This window comes from Micromonospora sp. NPDC050784 (assembly GCF_044456765.1).
Taxonomy (GTDB): domain Bacteria; phylum Actinomycetota; class Actinomycetes; order Mycobacteriales; family Micromonosporaceae; genus Micromonospora; species Micromonospora foliorum.
The window spans coordinates 14919-29960 of record NZ_JBITGG010000023.1; the positions used below are offsets into that span (position 1 = coordinate 14919).

General features: G+C 71.4%; 14 protein-coding genes. 1 reads left to right on the plus strand and 13 read right to left on the minus strand.

Annotated features, from left to right (window positions below):
* Window position 1: 1 nt before the first annotated feature.
* Together ACIBD9_RS26410 and ACIBD9_RS26415 are read right to left on the minus strand one after the other, a co-directional pair.
* The gene (locus ACIBD9_RS26410) at window positions 2-829 is read right to left on the minus strand and encodes an ABC transporter permease (protein ID WP_396721718.1); all 828 of its coding nucleotides are present in this window, start codon (window positions 827-829) and stop codon (window positions 2-4) included.
* The gene (locus tag ACIBD9_RS26415) at window positions 826-1806 is read right to left on the minus strand and encodes an ATP-binding cassette domain-containing protein (protein WP_396721720.1); all 981 of its coding nucleotides are present in this window, start codon (window positions 1804-1806) and stop codon (window positions 826-828) included. Before ACIBD9_RS26415 ends, ACIBD9_RS26410 begins: the two co-directional genes overlap by 4 nt.
* A gap of 295 nt (window positions 1807-2101) precedes the next feature.
* Here ACIBD9_RS26415 and ACIBD9_RS26420 point away from each other — a divergent pair, with 295 nt between their 5' ends.
* A complete protein-coding gene (locus tag ACIBD9_RS26420) occupies window positions 2102-3043 on the plus strand; it encodes a hypothetical protein (RefSeq protein WP_396721722.1) in 942 nt (313 codons plus the stop codon).
* A 145-nt stretch (window positions 3044-3188) separates the two neighbouring features.
* Here ACIBD9_RS26420 and ACIBD9_RS26425 read toward each other — a convergent pair whose 3' ends face one another.
* The 11 genes from ACIBD9_RS26425 to ACIBD9_RS26475 all read right to left on the minus strand — a co-directional run bounded on the left by ACIBD9_RS26425 (window position 3189) and on the right by ACIBD9_RS26475 (window position 14662).
* Window positions 3189-3497 carry a UTRA domain-containing protein gene (locus tag ACIBD9_RS26425; RefSeq protein WP_396721724.1) on the minus strand — a complete coding sequence of 103 codons (309 nt, stop codon included), beginning with the start codon at window positions 3495-3497 and terminating at the stop codon, window positions 3189-3191.
* Between the two features lie 559 nt (window positions 3498-4056).
* Window positions 4057-4860, minus strand: coding sequence for a class I SAM-dependent methyltransferase (locus ACIBD9_RS26430; RefSeq protein WP_396721725.1), 804 nt, complete (start codon window positions 4858-4860; stop codon window positions 4057-4059).
* Window positions 4861-4892: 32 nt separating this feature from the next.
* Window positions 4893-5663 (minus strand): ABC transporter ATP-binding protein, encoded by a 771-nt coding sequence (locus tag ACIBD9_RS26435; protein WP_396721727.1) that lies wholly within the window; start codon window positions 5661-5663, stop codon window positions 4893-4895.
* Complete coding sequence (locus ACIBD9_RS26440; protein WP_396721729.1) at window positions 5663-6406, minus strand: ABC transporter ATP-binding protein; 744 nt, start codon at window positions 6404-6406, stop codon at window positions 5663-5665. Before ACIBD9_RS26440 ends, ACIBD9_RS26435 begins: the two co-directional genes overlap by 1 nt.
* Window positions 6403-7413: a branched-chain amino acid ABC transporter permease gene (locus ACIBD9_RS26445; protein WP_396721731.1), complete on the minus strand. Its 1011-nt coding sequence runs from the start codon at window positions 7411-7413 to the stop codon at window positions 6403-6405. Before ACIBD9_RS26445 ends, ACIBD9_RS26440 begins: the two co-directional genes overlap by 4 nt.
* On the minus strand, window positions 7410-8306 hold the full coding sequence (locus ACIBD9_RS26450; RefSeq protein WP_396721733.1) for a branched-chain amino acid ABC transporter permease: 897 nt from the start codon (window positions 8304-8306) through the stop codon (window positions 7410-7412). Before ACIBD9_RS26450 ends, ACIBD9_RS26445 begins: the two co-directional genes overlap by 4 nt.
* Window positions 8303-9496: an ABC transporter substrate-binding protein gene (locus ACIBD9_RS26455; RefSeq protein ID WP_387174693.1), complete on the minus strand. Its 1194-nt coding sequence runs from the start codon at window positions 9494-9496 to the stop codon at window positions 8303-8305. Before ACIBD9_RS26455 ends, ACIBD9_RS26450 begins: the two co-directional genes overlap by 4 nt.
* 53 nt (window positions 9497-9549) lie before the next feature.
* Entirely contained in the window at window positions 9550-9954 is a 405-nt protein-coding gene (locus tag ACIBD9_RS26460) for a roadblock/LC7 domain-containing protein (protein WP_030490280.1), read from the minus strand.
* Window positions 9955-9970: 16 nt separating this feature from the next.
* Window positions 9971-12370: a nitrate- and nitrite sensing domain-containing protein gene (locus ACIBD9_RS26465; protein WP_396721735.1), complete on the minus strand. Its 2400-nt coding sequence runs from the start codon at window positions 12368-12370 to the stop codon at window positions 9971-9973.
* 253 nt (window positions 12371-12623) lie between these two features.
* Window positions 12624-13106 (minus strand): helix-turn-helix transcriptional regulator, encoded by a 483-nt coding sequence (locus ACIBD9_RS26470; protein WP_396721737.1) that lies wholly within the window; start codon window positions 13104-13106, stop codon window positions 12624-12626.
* Between the two features lie 263 nt (window positions 13107-13369).
* Window positions 13370-14662, minus strand: a complete 1293-nt coding sequence (locus ACIBD9_RS26475) for a cytochrome P450 (RefSeq protein ID WP_396721739.1) — start codon at window positions 14660-14662, stop codon at window positions 13370-13372.
* Window positions 14663-15042: the final 380 nt, after the last annotated feature.

A 15042-nucleotide genomic window follows, 5' to 3' on the forward strand; every position in this document is an offset into this window, starting at 1 on the left:
GTCAGATCTTCTTGCGGTACGCGCGCAGCGCCAGCGGCATGAACACCGCCACGAAGCCGGCGCACCAGGCGAGCGTCCACCAGACGTGGTTGCCGAGCGGGGTGCCGAGGAACAGCCCGCGTACCGACGCCACCAGGTGGGTCATCGGGTTGACGTCCACGAACGCCTGCATCCAGCCCGGCAGCGTGTCGGCGCCGACGAACACGTTGGACGCGAAGCTCAGCGGCATGATCAGCGCGAACATCACACCCTGCACGGCGCCCGCGGTCCGCACCTTCATCGACACGAGCACCGGCAGCCAGCTCAGGCAGAGCGCGAACAGCACCGCGAGCAGGCACCCGGCGATCGCCCGGAACAGGTCGGTCTCGATCCGGAAACCCATCACGTAGCCGATCGCGAGGGTCGACACCGTGACGATGACGTACCGGACGACGTCGCCGAGGACCGCGCCGACAAGTGGTGCGGAGCGGGGGATCGGCAACGACCGGAACCGGTCGAAGATGCCCTTGGCGATGTCGGTGTTGAGGTTGACGCCGATCGCGATGGCTCCTGTCGCGATCGTCTGCGCCAGGATGCCGGGCAGCAGGAACTGCAGGTAGTCGTGGGTCGATCCGGCGACGGCGCCGCCGAAGACGTACACGAAGATGATGAGGAACAGCACCGGTTGCAGGGTGACGTCGATGAGCGCCTCGGGCGTACGCCAGGTCTTGATGAGGCTGCGCTTGGCGAGCGCCAACGAGTGCCGGACCAGCCGGAACGGCCGGGGGTTGGGCGCGGAGTTCGAGAGCGCGCGGCTTCTCGTGGGCGCTGTCTCGGTCAGAGTGCTCATGCCGCGACCTCCAGGGGGCGGGTGGTGTCGTCTTCGGACGCCGTACGCCCGGTGAGGGTGAAGAACACCTCGTCGAGGCTCGGCAGGTGCAGGGAGAGTTCGGTGACCGCGATGCCGGCCGTGGCGAACCGCGCGACGCTCTCGGTCAGCGCCGCGTCGTCGGTGACCGGCACCGCGAGCACGCCCTTGCGGATCTCGTCGGCAGGCGCGCCGGAGCCCACCTGGGTCAGGATCTCCGCGGTGCGGGGCAGCTGCGCCGGGTCGGACGGCCGGACCTCCAGGGTCTGCCCGCCGACCACCCGCTTGAGCCCTTCGGGGGTGTCGTGCGCGATGACCCGGCCGTGGTCGATCACCGTGATCGCGTCGGCGAGCGCGTCGGCTTCCTCCAGGTACTGGGTGGTGAGCAGCACCGTCGAGCCGTTGTTGACAAGCGAGCGGACCACGTCCCACATGTCCTCGCGCTTGGCCGGGTCGAGCCCGGTCGTCGGCTCGTCCAGGAAGATCACGTCGGGGGAGCCGACGAGGCTGGCGGCCAGGTCCAGCCGTCGCCGCATGCCGCCGGAGTAGGTCTTGGCCGGCCGGTTCGCGGCATCGGTCAGGTCGAACCAGTCGAGCAACTCGGCGGCCCGTCGGCGGGCGCCGCTGCGGCCCAGCTCCAGCAGGGTGCCGAACAGCTCCAGGTTCTGCCGCCCGGTCAGGTCCTCGTCGACCGAGGCGTACTGGCCGGTGAGGCCGATGCTCTGCCGAACGCGCTCGGCGTCCCGTACCACGTCGAAACCGCCGATTCGGGCGGTCCCGCCGTCCGGGGTGAGCAGGGTGGAGAGGATGCGCACGGCGGTGGTCTTGCCGGCGCCGTTGGGCCCGAGCACCCCGAGCACCGTGCCGCGGGGAACGGCGAGGTCCACGCCCTGCAGCGCTCTCGTCTTCCCGAATGTCTTCACGAGGCCCTCGGCCTCGATCACCAGATCAGCTGTCATGCGCCCACTCTGCGCGGACCCGCTGACACCGCGCCGACACGCCACCGACACCGGCTGACACGGGCCGACACCGGCGCGGCCAGGGAGGGCGGCCGGGGCGTGCACATCCACACCGACAGCCGGCGTCACGATATGCTGGCCACGGCAGAGCGCCTGCCAGCGCCCGATGTGGTGGCCCACGCCTGACCACATGCTTGGGGCCAAGAGTCTCCGACTCCGCGCCGATCTGTCGACTCCCGGCGTGCCGGTCACGCCGCCTGCTCGGTGGAGTGCGTGGGGCTGCACCGGAGGCGTCATGTCTGATTCCACCCCCCGCCGGACCCCAGCCCCGGGACGCGCCCGCAAGCGCGCCATCCGTGAACACGCCGCCCGGGCTGGCTTGGCCTACTCGGAGGCAGCCCGGCAACTCGAGTCGGTCGGCCTCCGGCCCGGCGAAACCCTTTCCAGGTACGGGCGGACGATCTATCCGGTCGGGTTCGACCCGCATCGCCAACTGCTCGTCGAACGTCGTGAGCGGCGGTCGTTCGAGGAGCGGGTGTCGGACAGCAGGCGGGCCGCGGTCCTGCCCCACGGCCGCGCGCGGCACCTCGTCGAGCGGTTCCCGCCCAGCCGTGGGCGCACGGGCAGCGGGGTGGGATCGCTCTATCACGGCGAGGGCCGCGAGGAGTTGCTCGCGATGCTGTACATCGTGATCGTGGCCGAGTCGCCAGGGCTGCTGCCCGAGGTGGGGGACCTCGCCTGGATCGCGGAACTCGGCGAGGACACCGCGCTCGACACGGCCTGCGCCGACATCGACCGCGAGGCCCGCCGCCTGCTCGAGCAGGAGCCACTGGCTCTCTGGTCGAACATCCAGAAGGCGCTGACCGTGGCCGAACGCAGCCTGGACGGGCAGGTCCGCCAGGAGGCGACCCGGCAGGCCGCGCTGTTGAGCTCGATGATGACGCCGCGTCTGGGGTACGCGGGCGAGCCGTGGGTTCCGGGGTTGCCCGTCGCCGGGGTCCGGCAGATCCTCGACGCGCTGCTCATCGTCGCCGACGACGGACACGCGCCGGGTACCCGGGTACGCCTGCTCACGCAGCCGCACCATGCGCGGTTGGCCACGATCATCGGTGCCCGGTGGGGTCGGTCAGGTCCGCCGGTGGGCTATCTCGTGTGGCTCGACGGGGCGACGGCGCCGCTGTCGGCCCGCCCCGACGATCTGATCGTTCTGGCCGACCAGGAAACCACTCCGCGCTGAGCCGGGGCCTGGAAGGGTGATGCCCGCGCCGTCCCCTCCAGGCCCGGTCAGATCCTCCTGAACATTTTGGCAAGTCTGACGAACACCCAGGCAGTCTGACAGGAGCGAGGCGAACCCTGCCTGACGCGCTCCTCGGCGCGGTCGCTTAACTGAGGTGGATCAGGTAATCCAGCTCAACTCGGTCGGACCGCATCACGATGTGCGCGACCTCGGCTACCCAGTCGTTCACGTAGGTCTGTCTGGTGATGACGATGACGGGCACTCCACCAGGGATGCGCAGCGCCTCGGTCTCGTCCGGCGTCGGCAATCTCCAGGCGGGACGTTCGCGAATGCTGGTGATGGTGTGCCCAAGGCTGTAGAGCTGCGACGTGTTGCCACCGGGCCAAGGCTCGTTCTCAGGGTCGGCTACCGGGGTGCCAGCGACCATGTCCAGCAACAGGCGTGAGACGGACATCTGCTGCGGAACGCCGTGGGTGCGAAAAGGAGGTGACGCTCAAGGAGCATCGTCCCCGGCTCCACGTTGAACAGTTCAGCTACCGCCTCACTCGCTGGCACCTCTCGGAAGTCCGCATCCACGCTGTAGGCCGACCACTTCACCTGCTGATCCACCGTGAACGAGGTGCCGAGCTCTCCGCTCCGGACCTGCTCCAGCTCTTTGCGGTACCGCTCTGATGCCACCCGACGCACCGGCACGATCGGACGCGCGTAGGTGCCACGTCCTACCTCCGTCAGCACGACGGATGGGCCTGGATCGACTGCTACCAGCTCGGCCGCAGCGGAGACGCCGTCGCGCGACGCTCGCTGTTCATCCAGCCAGCGCAGGTGCGGTACGTACCGTCTCCACCGTTCTCGGTGAACCAGGCGCCACGCAAGGCCGGCCGGGCTCCCTTGCGGGGAGCCCGGCCGGTGCGGTCGACGCCGTCGTAGAGCTGTCCGGAGCGCAGCGGGGGGGAGGTGCTGCGACGGGAGAGGTACGGACGGCGCGACCGCGCTCCGCGCGGTGGTCCACCTGCTCAGCTCGGTAGGCGGCCCCGCGTGGAGACGAAGTGGTACGACATGACGGCGAACCCGGGGTCACGGAGCAGCCGCCGGAAGGCGTTCAGTTGCTGGGGCGACAGCCCGGCGGCCAGCAGGTCCGGTTCCAACTGGCGGGAGTTGGTCTCGTAGAGCGACGTTCCGGTCGAACCGCCGGTCCAGCTCTGCGAGTGGGTGATGGTGTCCAGGTCGGTCAGGCCGGCGAGGGCCATCTCGGTGTGCACGTCCTGCGCCCAGCCCAGGTCGGCGCCGTGGTCCTCCAGGACACCCATCATGGCGTCCATGACCTGCGCGAAGAGCTTCGCGGCGTCGTCGGTGGGCGCGGTCAGCACCCGCTGCGGCGCGGTGCAGTCGAACTCCTCGACCACCAGCCACCCACCGGGTGCCAGCGCGCCGGTGAGGGTGCGCAGGACCCGTCGTCGATCGGGGAGGTGCAGCAGCACCAGCCGGGCGTGGATCAGGTCGAACGCGTCCCCGGGCGGCGGTTCGGTGCGCACGTCGTGCTGGCGTACGTGCAGGTTACCCTCGGCCACCAGGTGGGTGGGATCGATGTCGGTGGCCAGCACCTGACCGTCGTCGCCGACCGCGCGGGCCATCCGCCGGGCCATCGAGCCGCCACCCGCCCCGACCTCCCAGCAGGTCGCGCCCGGCTCCAGCACCGGGCGGGCCAGCCGACGCGTCGTGATCGGGTCCAGGAAGGACTCCAGCGCGTGCATCTGGGGGACGGCGTCCGGTGCGCCGTTGTCGAACGTGTACGTGTCATCGCTCGTAGCGGTTGTCATCGGTGTCTACCTCTCCGAGAAGGGTCGGGTGACTACGGGGTGTCGGCCCAGAGCCGAGGGGTCGGTCGGTTGGGCGGGGGCGGCGCAACGGCGGCGACGCTCAACATCGCCGCCAGTGGGGCCGGATCGCGGCGGGCCTCCGCGGTCGGCCGGTCGTAGACCACCCGGCCGTACTCCAGCACCGCCACCCGGTCCGCGATCTCGATCGCGTGCTGCAGTTGCTGCTCCACGAGCAGCACGGTCAGGCCGTCGGCGGCGAGACCGTTGACGAGCTCGCGGACCCGCGCCGCCAGATCGGGCGAGAGGCCCTCACACGGTTCGTCGAGCAGCAGCACCCGGGGTTGACCGAGCAGCGCACGGGCTATCGCCAGCATCTGCTGCTCGCCGCCGGAGAGTTCACACCCACGATGCCGCAGCCGCACCGCCAGTCTCGGCAGCAGTTCCAGGGTCCGGGCGACCGTCCAGCCCTCGCCGCCGGAGGTGCGGGCCCGCCACGGCGCGGCCGCCAGGTGCAGGTGCTCGGCCACGGTCAACCGGGAGAAGACCCGTCGGCCCTGCGGGACGAGACCGACGCCGGACTGGGCGATGCGATGCGGTTGTCGGCCGGCGACGTGCACGCCGCCGATCTCGATGCGACCGCTGGACGCCCGCACCAGCCCGGCGATGGTGTGCACGAGCGTGCTCTTGCCCGCCCCGTTGCGGCCCACCACGGCCTGGATGCTGCCCGGGCGCACCCGCAGGCTGACCTCGTGCAGGACGGTTCCCCCGCCGTAGCCGGCACAGAGACGATCCACAGTGAGCATCAGGCCACCCCGTCGGCGTAGGCCTGCCGCACCAGCGGCGAGGTACGGATCTCGTCCGGTGTGCCGGCGGCCAGGGTCTGACCGTCGCGCAGCACCGTGACCGTGTCGGAGAGGGCGTACACCAGGTCCAGTCGGTGTTCGACCAGCAGCACGGCGACCGCCCTGGGTAGCGCCTGGAGCAACTCGACCAGCCGGCCGACCTCGATGGCGGACAACCCGGCCGCCGGTTCGTCGAGGAGCAGCAGGCGGGGGCGACCGGCCAGGGCCATCGCGATCTCCAACTGGCGTCGTTGCCCGTGCGCCAGGTGCCCGGCGGGCACCGCCGCGACGGCGGTGAGCCCCATCTGGTCCAGCAGCGGACCGGCCAGGCGCTGCGCGGCGCGGCGGCGTCCGCCCGGCCACCACCGGCGGCGCGGGATGACCCGCGGCAGCGCGGCCACCACGACGTTCTCCGTCGCGGTGAGCGTCGGAAAGACCGCGGGTCGCTGGTGGATGCGGTTGATGCCCCGCCGCGCCCGGGCCGCCGGCCCGAGCCGACCGACGTCCCGTCCGTCGAACCGCACGGTGCCGCGCTGCGGCCTGGTGGACCCGCCGATCACGTTGAGCAGGGTCGTCTTGCCGGCCCCGTTCGGGCCGATCAGCGCGTGCCGCTGGCCGTCGTGGATGCACAGGTCGACGCCGTCGAGCGCGGCGAGCGAGCCGTACCGGACGCTGACCTCCCGGGCTTCCAACAGGCCGGTCATCGGTGCACCTCGGCAACGGTGGCCCGATCGTGGGCGGCTGGCTCGTGCGCCGGGGCGTCCGGCGGGCGCAGCCGACCCCGTGCTCGGTTGACGCCGGTGGGCAGCAGGTAGACCGTCGCCACGAACAGCGCGCCCAGCACCAGCGGCGCGTGGCCGGGCAGCACCCCGAACAGCCAGTCCCGGACGGCGATCACCAACGCCGCACCCACCAGGGCGCCGCCCACCGAGGCGGTGCCACCGATGACGACACCGAGCAGCAGCAGGGCGGACGTGTCGAAGCCGAAATCGGCGGGGGAGATGTACTGCTGGGCGACGACCAGGAGCGAGCCGGCGGCACCGGCGATCGCCCCGGCGGCGATGTGCGCGCCGGACAGGTGCAGCGCCACCCGGTGACCGCTGGCCCGCAGCCGTGTCTCGTCGTCGCGGCCGGCACGCAGCACCAGCCCGGCCCGGGTACGCAGCAGCACCAGCACCACGCCGATCAGCGTCGCCACGACGACCAGGGCGTACAGGTAACGGGCCTGGTCGCTGGCCAGGGCCGGGAGCCCCCAGAACGGGCGGACCGCGGGGATGCCGGCCAGCCCGTCCGTGCCACCGGTCACCGACCGCCACCGTCCGAGGACGATGACGACGAGTTCGCCGATGGCCAGGGTGATCATCAGGACGATCACCCCTCGGGCGTGCACGACGAGGGGCACGGTGAGCGCGGCCAGCAGCGCCCCGGCGGCCGCCGCGACGACGAGCTGCACGACGCCGACGTCGGAGACTCGGCTGCCGACCACGGCGCAGGCGTAGGCGCCCGCCGCGTACGGTGCGGTCTGGCCGAGGGTGGGCATGCCGGCGACGCCGGTGAGCAGGGCCACGCTCACCCCGACCAGGGCCAGCGCCAGCGTCCGGGCGAGGATCGACGTGGTGTAGTCGTCGACCACCCAGGGCGCCACGACCAGGCCGACCAGGACGACCGCCGCGATGCCACCCCGTGCCCGCCGGATCACTTCGCCCCTCATGCCGGCCTCCATCTGCCGGCCAGGCCGCGCGCCCGTACGGCCAGCACGGCCGCCATGGCGGCGAACAGCAGAAACGGCGCGGCGGACGGCAGCAGCGCCACTCCCAGCGTCTGGATCTCGCCGATCGCGAGCGCGGCCAGCAGGGTGCCCGCCATCGACCCGAGACCACCGAGGACGACGACCACCAGGGAGAGCAGCAGCACGGTGTCGGCGGTGCCCGTGCCGGGGCCGATGATGGGCGCGCCGAGAACCCCGGCCGCACCGGCCAGCGCGCCGGCGGCGGCGAGCACACCGGCCCGGATCCGTGCCGGACTCACGCCCAGACAGGCGACCATCTCCGGGTCGTCGACGGCCGCCCGGACCAGCATCCCGGCCCTGGTGCGTCGCACCACCAGGTAGAGCGCGACGGCGAGCACCGCGGCGACGACGATGAACACCAGCCGGTACGCGGCGTAGCGGTGACCGGCGACCAGCACCGACCCTTCCAGGGCGGCGGGCACCCGAACCTGCGGATTGTCGGGCCCGAAGCCGGCGACGAGCAGGCTGCCGCCGGCCAGCGCCACCCCGAACGTCAGCAGCGCCTGACTCAGGTGGTTGCCGGCGGCGACCGGTGCGAGCAGGCCGGCAAGGAGCACCCCCGCCGCCGCGGCGGCCAGCACACCGACGGCGAGGGCCAACCCCAGACTCGCCCAGCCGCCGTCGAGCAGCGCCGCGGCGGTGTACCCGCCGATCGCGTAGAGCAGGCCGTGCGCCAGGTTGAGGATGTTGGCGACGCCGAAACAGAAGACCAGACCCGACGCGGCGACGAACACCAGCAGCCCGTAGGCGACTCCGTCCAACGCCGGAATCAGGTACGGGTCGATCCGGTTCGTGCCGGCCGCCACCGCTATCACCGGCCGACGGTCGCGAGGTCGCCGACGACGGTGTTGGACAGCGCCCGGCCGTCCTGGCGGACCTGCCGCAGGTACCACTTCTGCACGGGCGAGTGCGTCGTGGTGGAGAACTGCCAGGTGCCGCGCGGGCTGGCGATCTGACCGAGTTGACCGATGGCCGTGTTGATGGCCTCCGGGGTCGGGTTGCTCCCGGCAGCGCCGATCGCCCGGTCCAGCACCGCCGCCGCGTCGTACGAGGCGAGCGCGTAGGTCGTCGGCGAACCGTCGTGCTTCGCCTTCCACGCGGCCACGAAGGCGCGGTTCTCCGCGTTGTCGAGGTCGGGCGAGTAGTTGAGCACCGAGTAGATGTCCCGGGCGGCCTCGCCCTGCGCGTTGAGCACGCCGCCCTCGGTGAGGAACCCGGCCGCGTACAGCGGGATGTCCTTGATCTCGGACTGCGCGTACTGCTTGACGAAGTCGACGGCGGCGCTGCCAGCGTAGAAGGTGTAGACGGCCGCCGCGCCCGAGGCCTTGATGCGGGCGAAGTACGGGAGGAAGTTGGTGGTGGCCGGGAACGGCGTGAAGGTCGTCTTGCCGTCGGCGTTCGCCAGCTTCCCGCCGATCTTCCCGAACGCGTCGGTGAAACCGCGCAGCTCGTCCCAACCGCCCTGGTAGTCCGGGCCGATCGCGTAGACGGAGCCCTTCACGTTGTCGCGGACGTGCTGGGCGATCGCCGCCCCGGGCTCGTCGGAGAGGTACGAGGTGTGCCAGACCCGGGAGACGTCCTTGAGCTCCGGCCGGCCGTTCGAGCCGACCAGTGGCACCTTGGTCTCGTTGAGCACGGGGGTGACGCCGGCGACCGAGCCGCCACCGACGATGCCGGTCAGCGCGGACACCCGGTCCTGCTTGAGCAGCTTGGTCGCCGCCGGGACCGCGGTCTGGGCGCCGTTGCCCTCGTCCGCGACGATCAGGTCGACCTGCCGGCCGCCCAACTTGCCGTCGTGCGTGTCCAGGTAGAGCTGGAAGCCGTCGCGGATCTCCGTACCGACCGCCTGGTACGTCCCGGACAGCGACGCGAGCAGACCGATCTTTATCGAGCCGCCGGCGCTCGTGCCCGGCGCGTCGTCGCCGCAGGCCGTACCGGTGGTCAGCACGGCCGCGAGCAGCGCGGCGGTGAGGGCACGGCTGCGCCAAGGCGTGGTGAGAGGCATGTCTAACTCCAGAGGAAGGGGAAGGGGTCTCCGGCGTGGGGGCGCCGGGGTGGTCAGCGGCTGCGGGCGAGCGCCGCTCGGGCAGCGGGGGTCAGGGCGTCCCCGATGCGGTTGGCCAGCTCGGTCATCTCGTAGGAGACCTTGCCCACGTCGCACTCGGGGGCGGCGAGCACCAGCAGCGAGGCACCGTCGTTGAAGGCCATCGAGAACATGAACCCGCCCTCGAGCTGCGTGACGTTGGAGATCACCGCGCCGGCGTCGAAGAAGGCCGCCGCCCCCCGCAGCAGGCTGACGAGCCCGCTACCCGTGGCGGCCAACTGGTCGGCCCGGTCCGGTGGCAGGTCGCGAGTGGCGGCCACCATCAGACCATCGCTGGAAATGGCGATCGCGTGGCTGACCTCGGTCGCGCGGGCGGCGAAGTTGTCCAGCAGCCAGCCGAGATCCTGTTGGTCGGTCACGTGCTCTCCTGTCGCGTCATTTGTTGGTGAGGTCGATTGGGGTGCGCCGCCGGTTCGCCACGCCCCGCGCGTACGCGGCCATCGCCGTCGCCACCTGCGCCGGGTCGCGGTACTCGGACCGTTGCTGTTGCTGGGGCACGGTCACCCCACCGGGCACCAGGTGCCGTTGCGGCTGTCGTTTGGGCAGGCCGGAGTTGGTGGTCGCGGCGACCTCGGGGGCTTGTGCCTGGGCGGCCGTACGCCAGGCGTCGTCGGCGGGGCTGGACCACTGCTGGCCGTTCTGGCCGTTCTGGCCGTCGACGACGTCGTTCTGGAACCAGTGGTTGACCTGTTCGAAGATGAGGAGCTCCTCGGTGGGCGCGTCACCCCGGTCCGGGGCTGCGGGAGCCGGTCGGAAGACCGGCGCCGCCGGCAGGGTGCGTTCGGTCGCGGGGCGTCCGGCGGTGGGTTCGGGGCGCGGCTGGTACGGCGGCGGAGGGCTGGGCGTCCGCGCTGCCCGCCGTGACAGTCGGCCGGGTGCGAGCAGGTACTCCTCGGGCGGCAGCGACCGGATGATCGCCGCGGGCAGTGTCGCCTCGGCGAGGATGCCGCGTCGGGGACCGCGTCGCAGTTGGACGGTGGCGCCCAGCCGGGCCGCGAGCTGGCCCACCACGACCAGCCCCATCGCCCGTACGGCGGCCACGTCGATGGCCGGCGGGCGGGCCAGCAGCTCGTTGAGCTGCTGCATTCGCTGCGCGGACAGCCCCACACCCTCGTCGCTGATCTGGACGATGACGCGGTCACCCAGGCTCCGGCCGCTCACCCAGGTCTCACTGCCGGGCGGCGAGTACGTGGTGGCGTTGTCCATGAGTTCGGCGAGGAGGTGCACGACCTCGTCGACGGTCTTGGCGGCCACGGCGACGTCCCCGTCGATCATGCCGAGCCGGACCCGCGCGTAGTGCTCGATCTGGGACAGCGCCGCCTGGAGCACCTGTTGCAGAGGGACGTCACGCTGGCGTACGCGACCCACGCCGACGCCGCCGAGCACCAGCAGGCTGGCGTTGATCCGGCCCATCCGGGTGGCCAGGTTGTCCAGTGTGTACAGCTGGTCGAGCCGGTCGGGGTCGGTCTCGTCCCGCTCGACCAGGTCGACCTGGGCCAGGACGGCGTCGACCAGTCGCTGTTCGCGGCGGCTCAGGTGGATGAAGATGTCGGCGGTGTTGGCGCGCATGACGGCCTGTTCGGCGGCGGTCCGCACGGCGGCCTGGTGCACGGCGCTGAACGCCTGACCCAGTTCGCCGATCTCGTCGTCGCTGGACGGTTCGAGGGCGGCGCTGGACTGCTGCTGGGCCAGCTTCTGTGGGTCGACGGTGGCGCTGCCGGGCTGTTGGAGCTGGGCCACCACGGCGGGGAGCTGTTCGAAGGCCACGGCGTTGGCCGCGTCCCGGAGGCGGCGCAGCCGTCGGGTGATCTGCCGAGCGACGGCCCAGGTCACCAACGCGGTCAGGATCAGGGCCAGGAGGACGCTGGCCGCCTCGGCCACGGCCCGACGCCGCTGGTCGGCGTGCGCGGCCCGTACGTCGTCGCGGACCGCGTCGTCGACGCGGGCGCGCAGGTCGGCCAGGCGGGCGGCACGCGTCTGGGTGGTGGACACCCACGCGTCGGTCTCCAGTTGCAGCTGCGACCCCGGCTGGGCCCGGGACACCTCGTCCTGCATCCGTTGCAGGGCAAGTGCCTCCTTGCCGGTGCCGGCCTGCTCCCACCAGATGCTCCACTCGGGCGGGGCCAGGGCCAGGAACGACAGGCTCGACTCGGTGTAGCTGGTGCGGGCCGCGGTGATGTCCTGCTGCATGGCCGGGGTCAGCTCGCCGCCCGCGACCGCGCGCAGCACGGCCACCTGCTGCTGACCGATGGCCTCGGCGGTCTTCGACAGCGCCGCTGATGCCCGGATCCCGTCGGCGAGTTGGGCGTTCACCACGCCGTGCGAGACGCTCTCCCGGAAGTTGATGAGGTCGGCGATCGCGATGCGGTAGCTGAAGGTCATCGCCGACACCGACGCGTGCGTGGCGGTGCGCACCTGGGTGCGCAGCGGGGCGAGGCCGTCCAGAGCCGCGTCGATGCGCCGCAGGAGAGCCGAGCTGGTGCCGTTGTCGGCGGACAGTCGGTCCCGCTGCCCGCGGTAGCGGGCGACGGCGTCGTCGGTGGCGGTCATCTCCGCGCCGAAGGCGTCCTGCTGCTCTGGCCGGGCGTAGGTGAGCAGGTCGGCGGCGGCGATGCGTTCGCGTTGCAGCCGGTAGGCGAGGTCGCCGGCCTCGGCGCCGACCTGGGCCAGGATCTGCAGGTCGCTGGCACGGGCCGTCTGGCGTGCGCTCTCGGTCAGTGCGAGACCCGCGAAGCCGATCACGGCGACGAGCGGGGCCGCGACGATGAGGCGCATCCGGCCGGCTATCTTCCAACCGCGTCGGCGGGTCGGGTAGGGTCTGGCCGCGTGGGACCGGGTGCTCGACGCCAAGATTGACTCCCACGACTCGTCGATGACGGTCTATCCGCACGTTGCCGAATGCAAGTCCCATTCGGCCGGAAGCCGCGCTCGTAGACCAGACCTGGCCGTGGTACAAACTGCCCGTACCAGCATCTGTACCCAACGTCAGCGACCGGTGACGCCGCGAGGTCGGGCCGGATCCGTCGGGTCAGCGCTGGTTGTCGTGGGGCCCGGCCGGTGACTGCCGCCGCTCCGGGGCGTCCGGTTCGGGTTGGCCGTTGAGCACCTGGCCGATCAGTTCGCGCAGCTCGTCGATCGCGTCCACCACGGCTCCCGGGTCGCGCGCGTCACGCCGGCCACGCTGACGCGGCACCTGCCGACCCGGCTGTGCCGCTTCCGGGGCGCGTGGGCCACGGCGGCCGTCGGCCGCCAACTGTTCGGCGGCGACCTGCGGCCAGAGCGCGGCCAACCTGCCGCCGGTACCGAGCACATCGTCGCAGCGCAGCGCGAACTCGTGACTGCCGAACCGGCGACCCGACTCGACCGCCGCGACCGTCTCCCGACTGAACCGCACCAGATCGGCCAGGGCTCGTTGGGTCAGGCCCCGTTGGACCCGACAGTTGCGCAACTCCCATCGGAACCGCTGACTGGCCGCAGAGTGAGCCGAGCTCGACGGGGACGTGTGCTCCATGCGCTCACCTTCGTGGAACGGACATTCAGCGACGGACGCCAGATCGTGATTGGCCGATGAGCTGAACATTCACAGAGGGCAATTCTTAACCCAGGACACGATGGGTGTGAAGACGTTCACCGGCATGGATCGTCGGGCAAAGCGTGAAAGGTGCGTGCCGGACCCGTTGCCGGCACCGAGGTTGCGCCGGGTGGAGCGGGCAACGCCGCCCCACCCCACCCTCGACCCGTCCGCAGGTCGGCACCGCTGGCACTCGCGCGTACTCAGGCGGCGTGCACTTCGGCCGTCGCCTCACCCCGCGCCGCCGGCGCGTCCGCCGCCGTCGGGGCATCGATTATCGCGAGTAGTGTGCGGTGGGCACGAAACGCGACATTGGGTTTGTACGAGCGACGTTGCTCGGGTGACAGCCGTAGGCCGGGAATGACTTCGGCGAGCCGGCTAAGGGCGATCCCGGCCTCAAGTCGCGCCAATCCCGCACCGATGCAGAAATGTGGACCGTGGCCGAATGACAGGTGATTGCCCACATCGGCCCGGTGGGGGTCGAACCGGTCCGGGTCGTGGAACGCCGCGGGGTCCCGGTTCGCCGCTCCGATCAGGAGCAGGCAACGCGCCCCGGCGGGGATCGTGACCGCTCCCACTGTGACGTCTCGGGTGGTCACCCGGAGCCAGCCGTCGATGGCGGGCGCGAACCGGAGCGTCTCGCCCACGAAGGCGGGGACGAGCCCCGGGTCCGCGGTGATCGCCGACCAGCGCTGGGGAGCGGACAGGGCCTGGTCGAGGGCGTGCGCGAGCAGCCCGGCGGTGGTCTCGTGACCCGCGACCAGGAGATTGAAGGCCAGGCTCGCCACCTCGGGCACCGTCAGCACGGTGTCGTCGTCGTCCCGGTAGGCCAGGGCGCGGCTGATGAAGTCGTCGCCGTGGTGTCCGCTGTCCACCCGTTGGCGGACCAGATCCTCGCAGTAGTGCCAGAACTCCAGCAGCCCCTGCGCCAGGCGTACCTGCTCGGCCGGGTCCGGCTCCCCCCAGATGAGGGCGATCTGGCCGTCCGCCCACCTCCGGATCCGCCCGATGTCGGCGTCCGGCACCCCGAGGATGTCCAGGACCACCAGCAGGGGAAGCTCGGTCGCGAACTCCGGGATCAGGTCGACCTGGTCGCCCTGGCGGGCGGCGAGACGGGACACCAGCTGGTCGACCCGGCGCCGGACGATCGCCCCGTACTCGGCCTCGACCCGCTCGGTGGTGTTCGCGAAGGTCGCCCGGAGGGCCCGGCGGGTACGCGGGTGCGCCGGTGGGTCGGCGGCGGCCGTCGTGGGTGGCGCGTCGATCTGCATGATCACGTTCAGTGCGGGTGGGCACACCTCGTAGACCGGGGCGAGAGTGAGGGCGTTGGCGAATGTCGCAGCGTCGGCGAGTGCCCGTCGGACGTGGGCGTGCCTGCTGATCAACCACAGGCCCAGATCCTCGGCGTAGTGCACCCCGTCGGGATCGTCGAGAATGCGTCGCCACATGCTTGCCGGATCGGTGAGATAGACCCCGGCGAACGGATTCAACCGCATGGAAAGCCTCCTGATGCACGCGGCGCTAAACCGGCAGCGCCCCCATTTGGCGATCCACTTTCAGTCGGGCCGATAATGGCGCGCATCTGCCTCTGACTCTTCACGGTGCGCTGGCCGGCCGCACAAGTCAAGATTGGTTCTTGTCTATTTATTGGTCGGCATAATTGCGTGTTGCAACAGCTGAGCGAACCTGGCCAGGTGCAAGTTGCGGCTCGGTCCTTGCCGTGAAGTCGACCCGGTCGCACGGTGCAGACAACTCGCCGCTTTCCCTCATGACCGGGGAAACGACCCCCGCGACGACGAGTGACGCCGAAGTCCGGTCACCGACCCTGGCGGAAGGAGTCGCGCGAGGGAAGCGCCCTATGTCGGAAGGAGTCGCG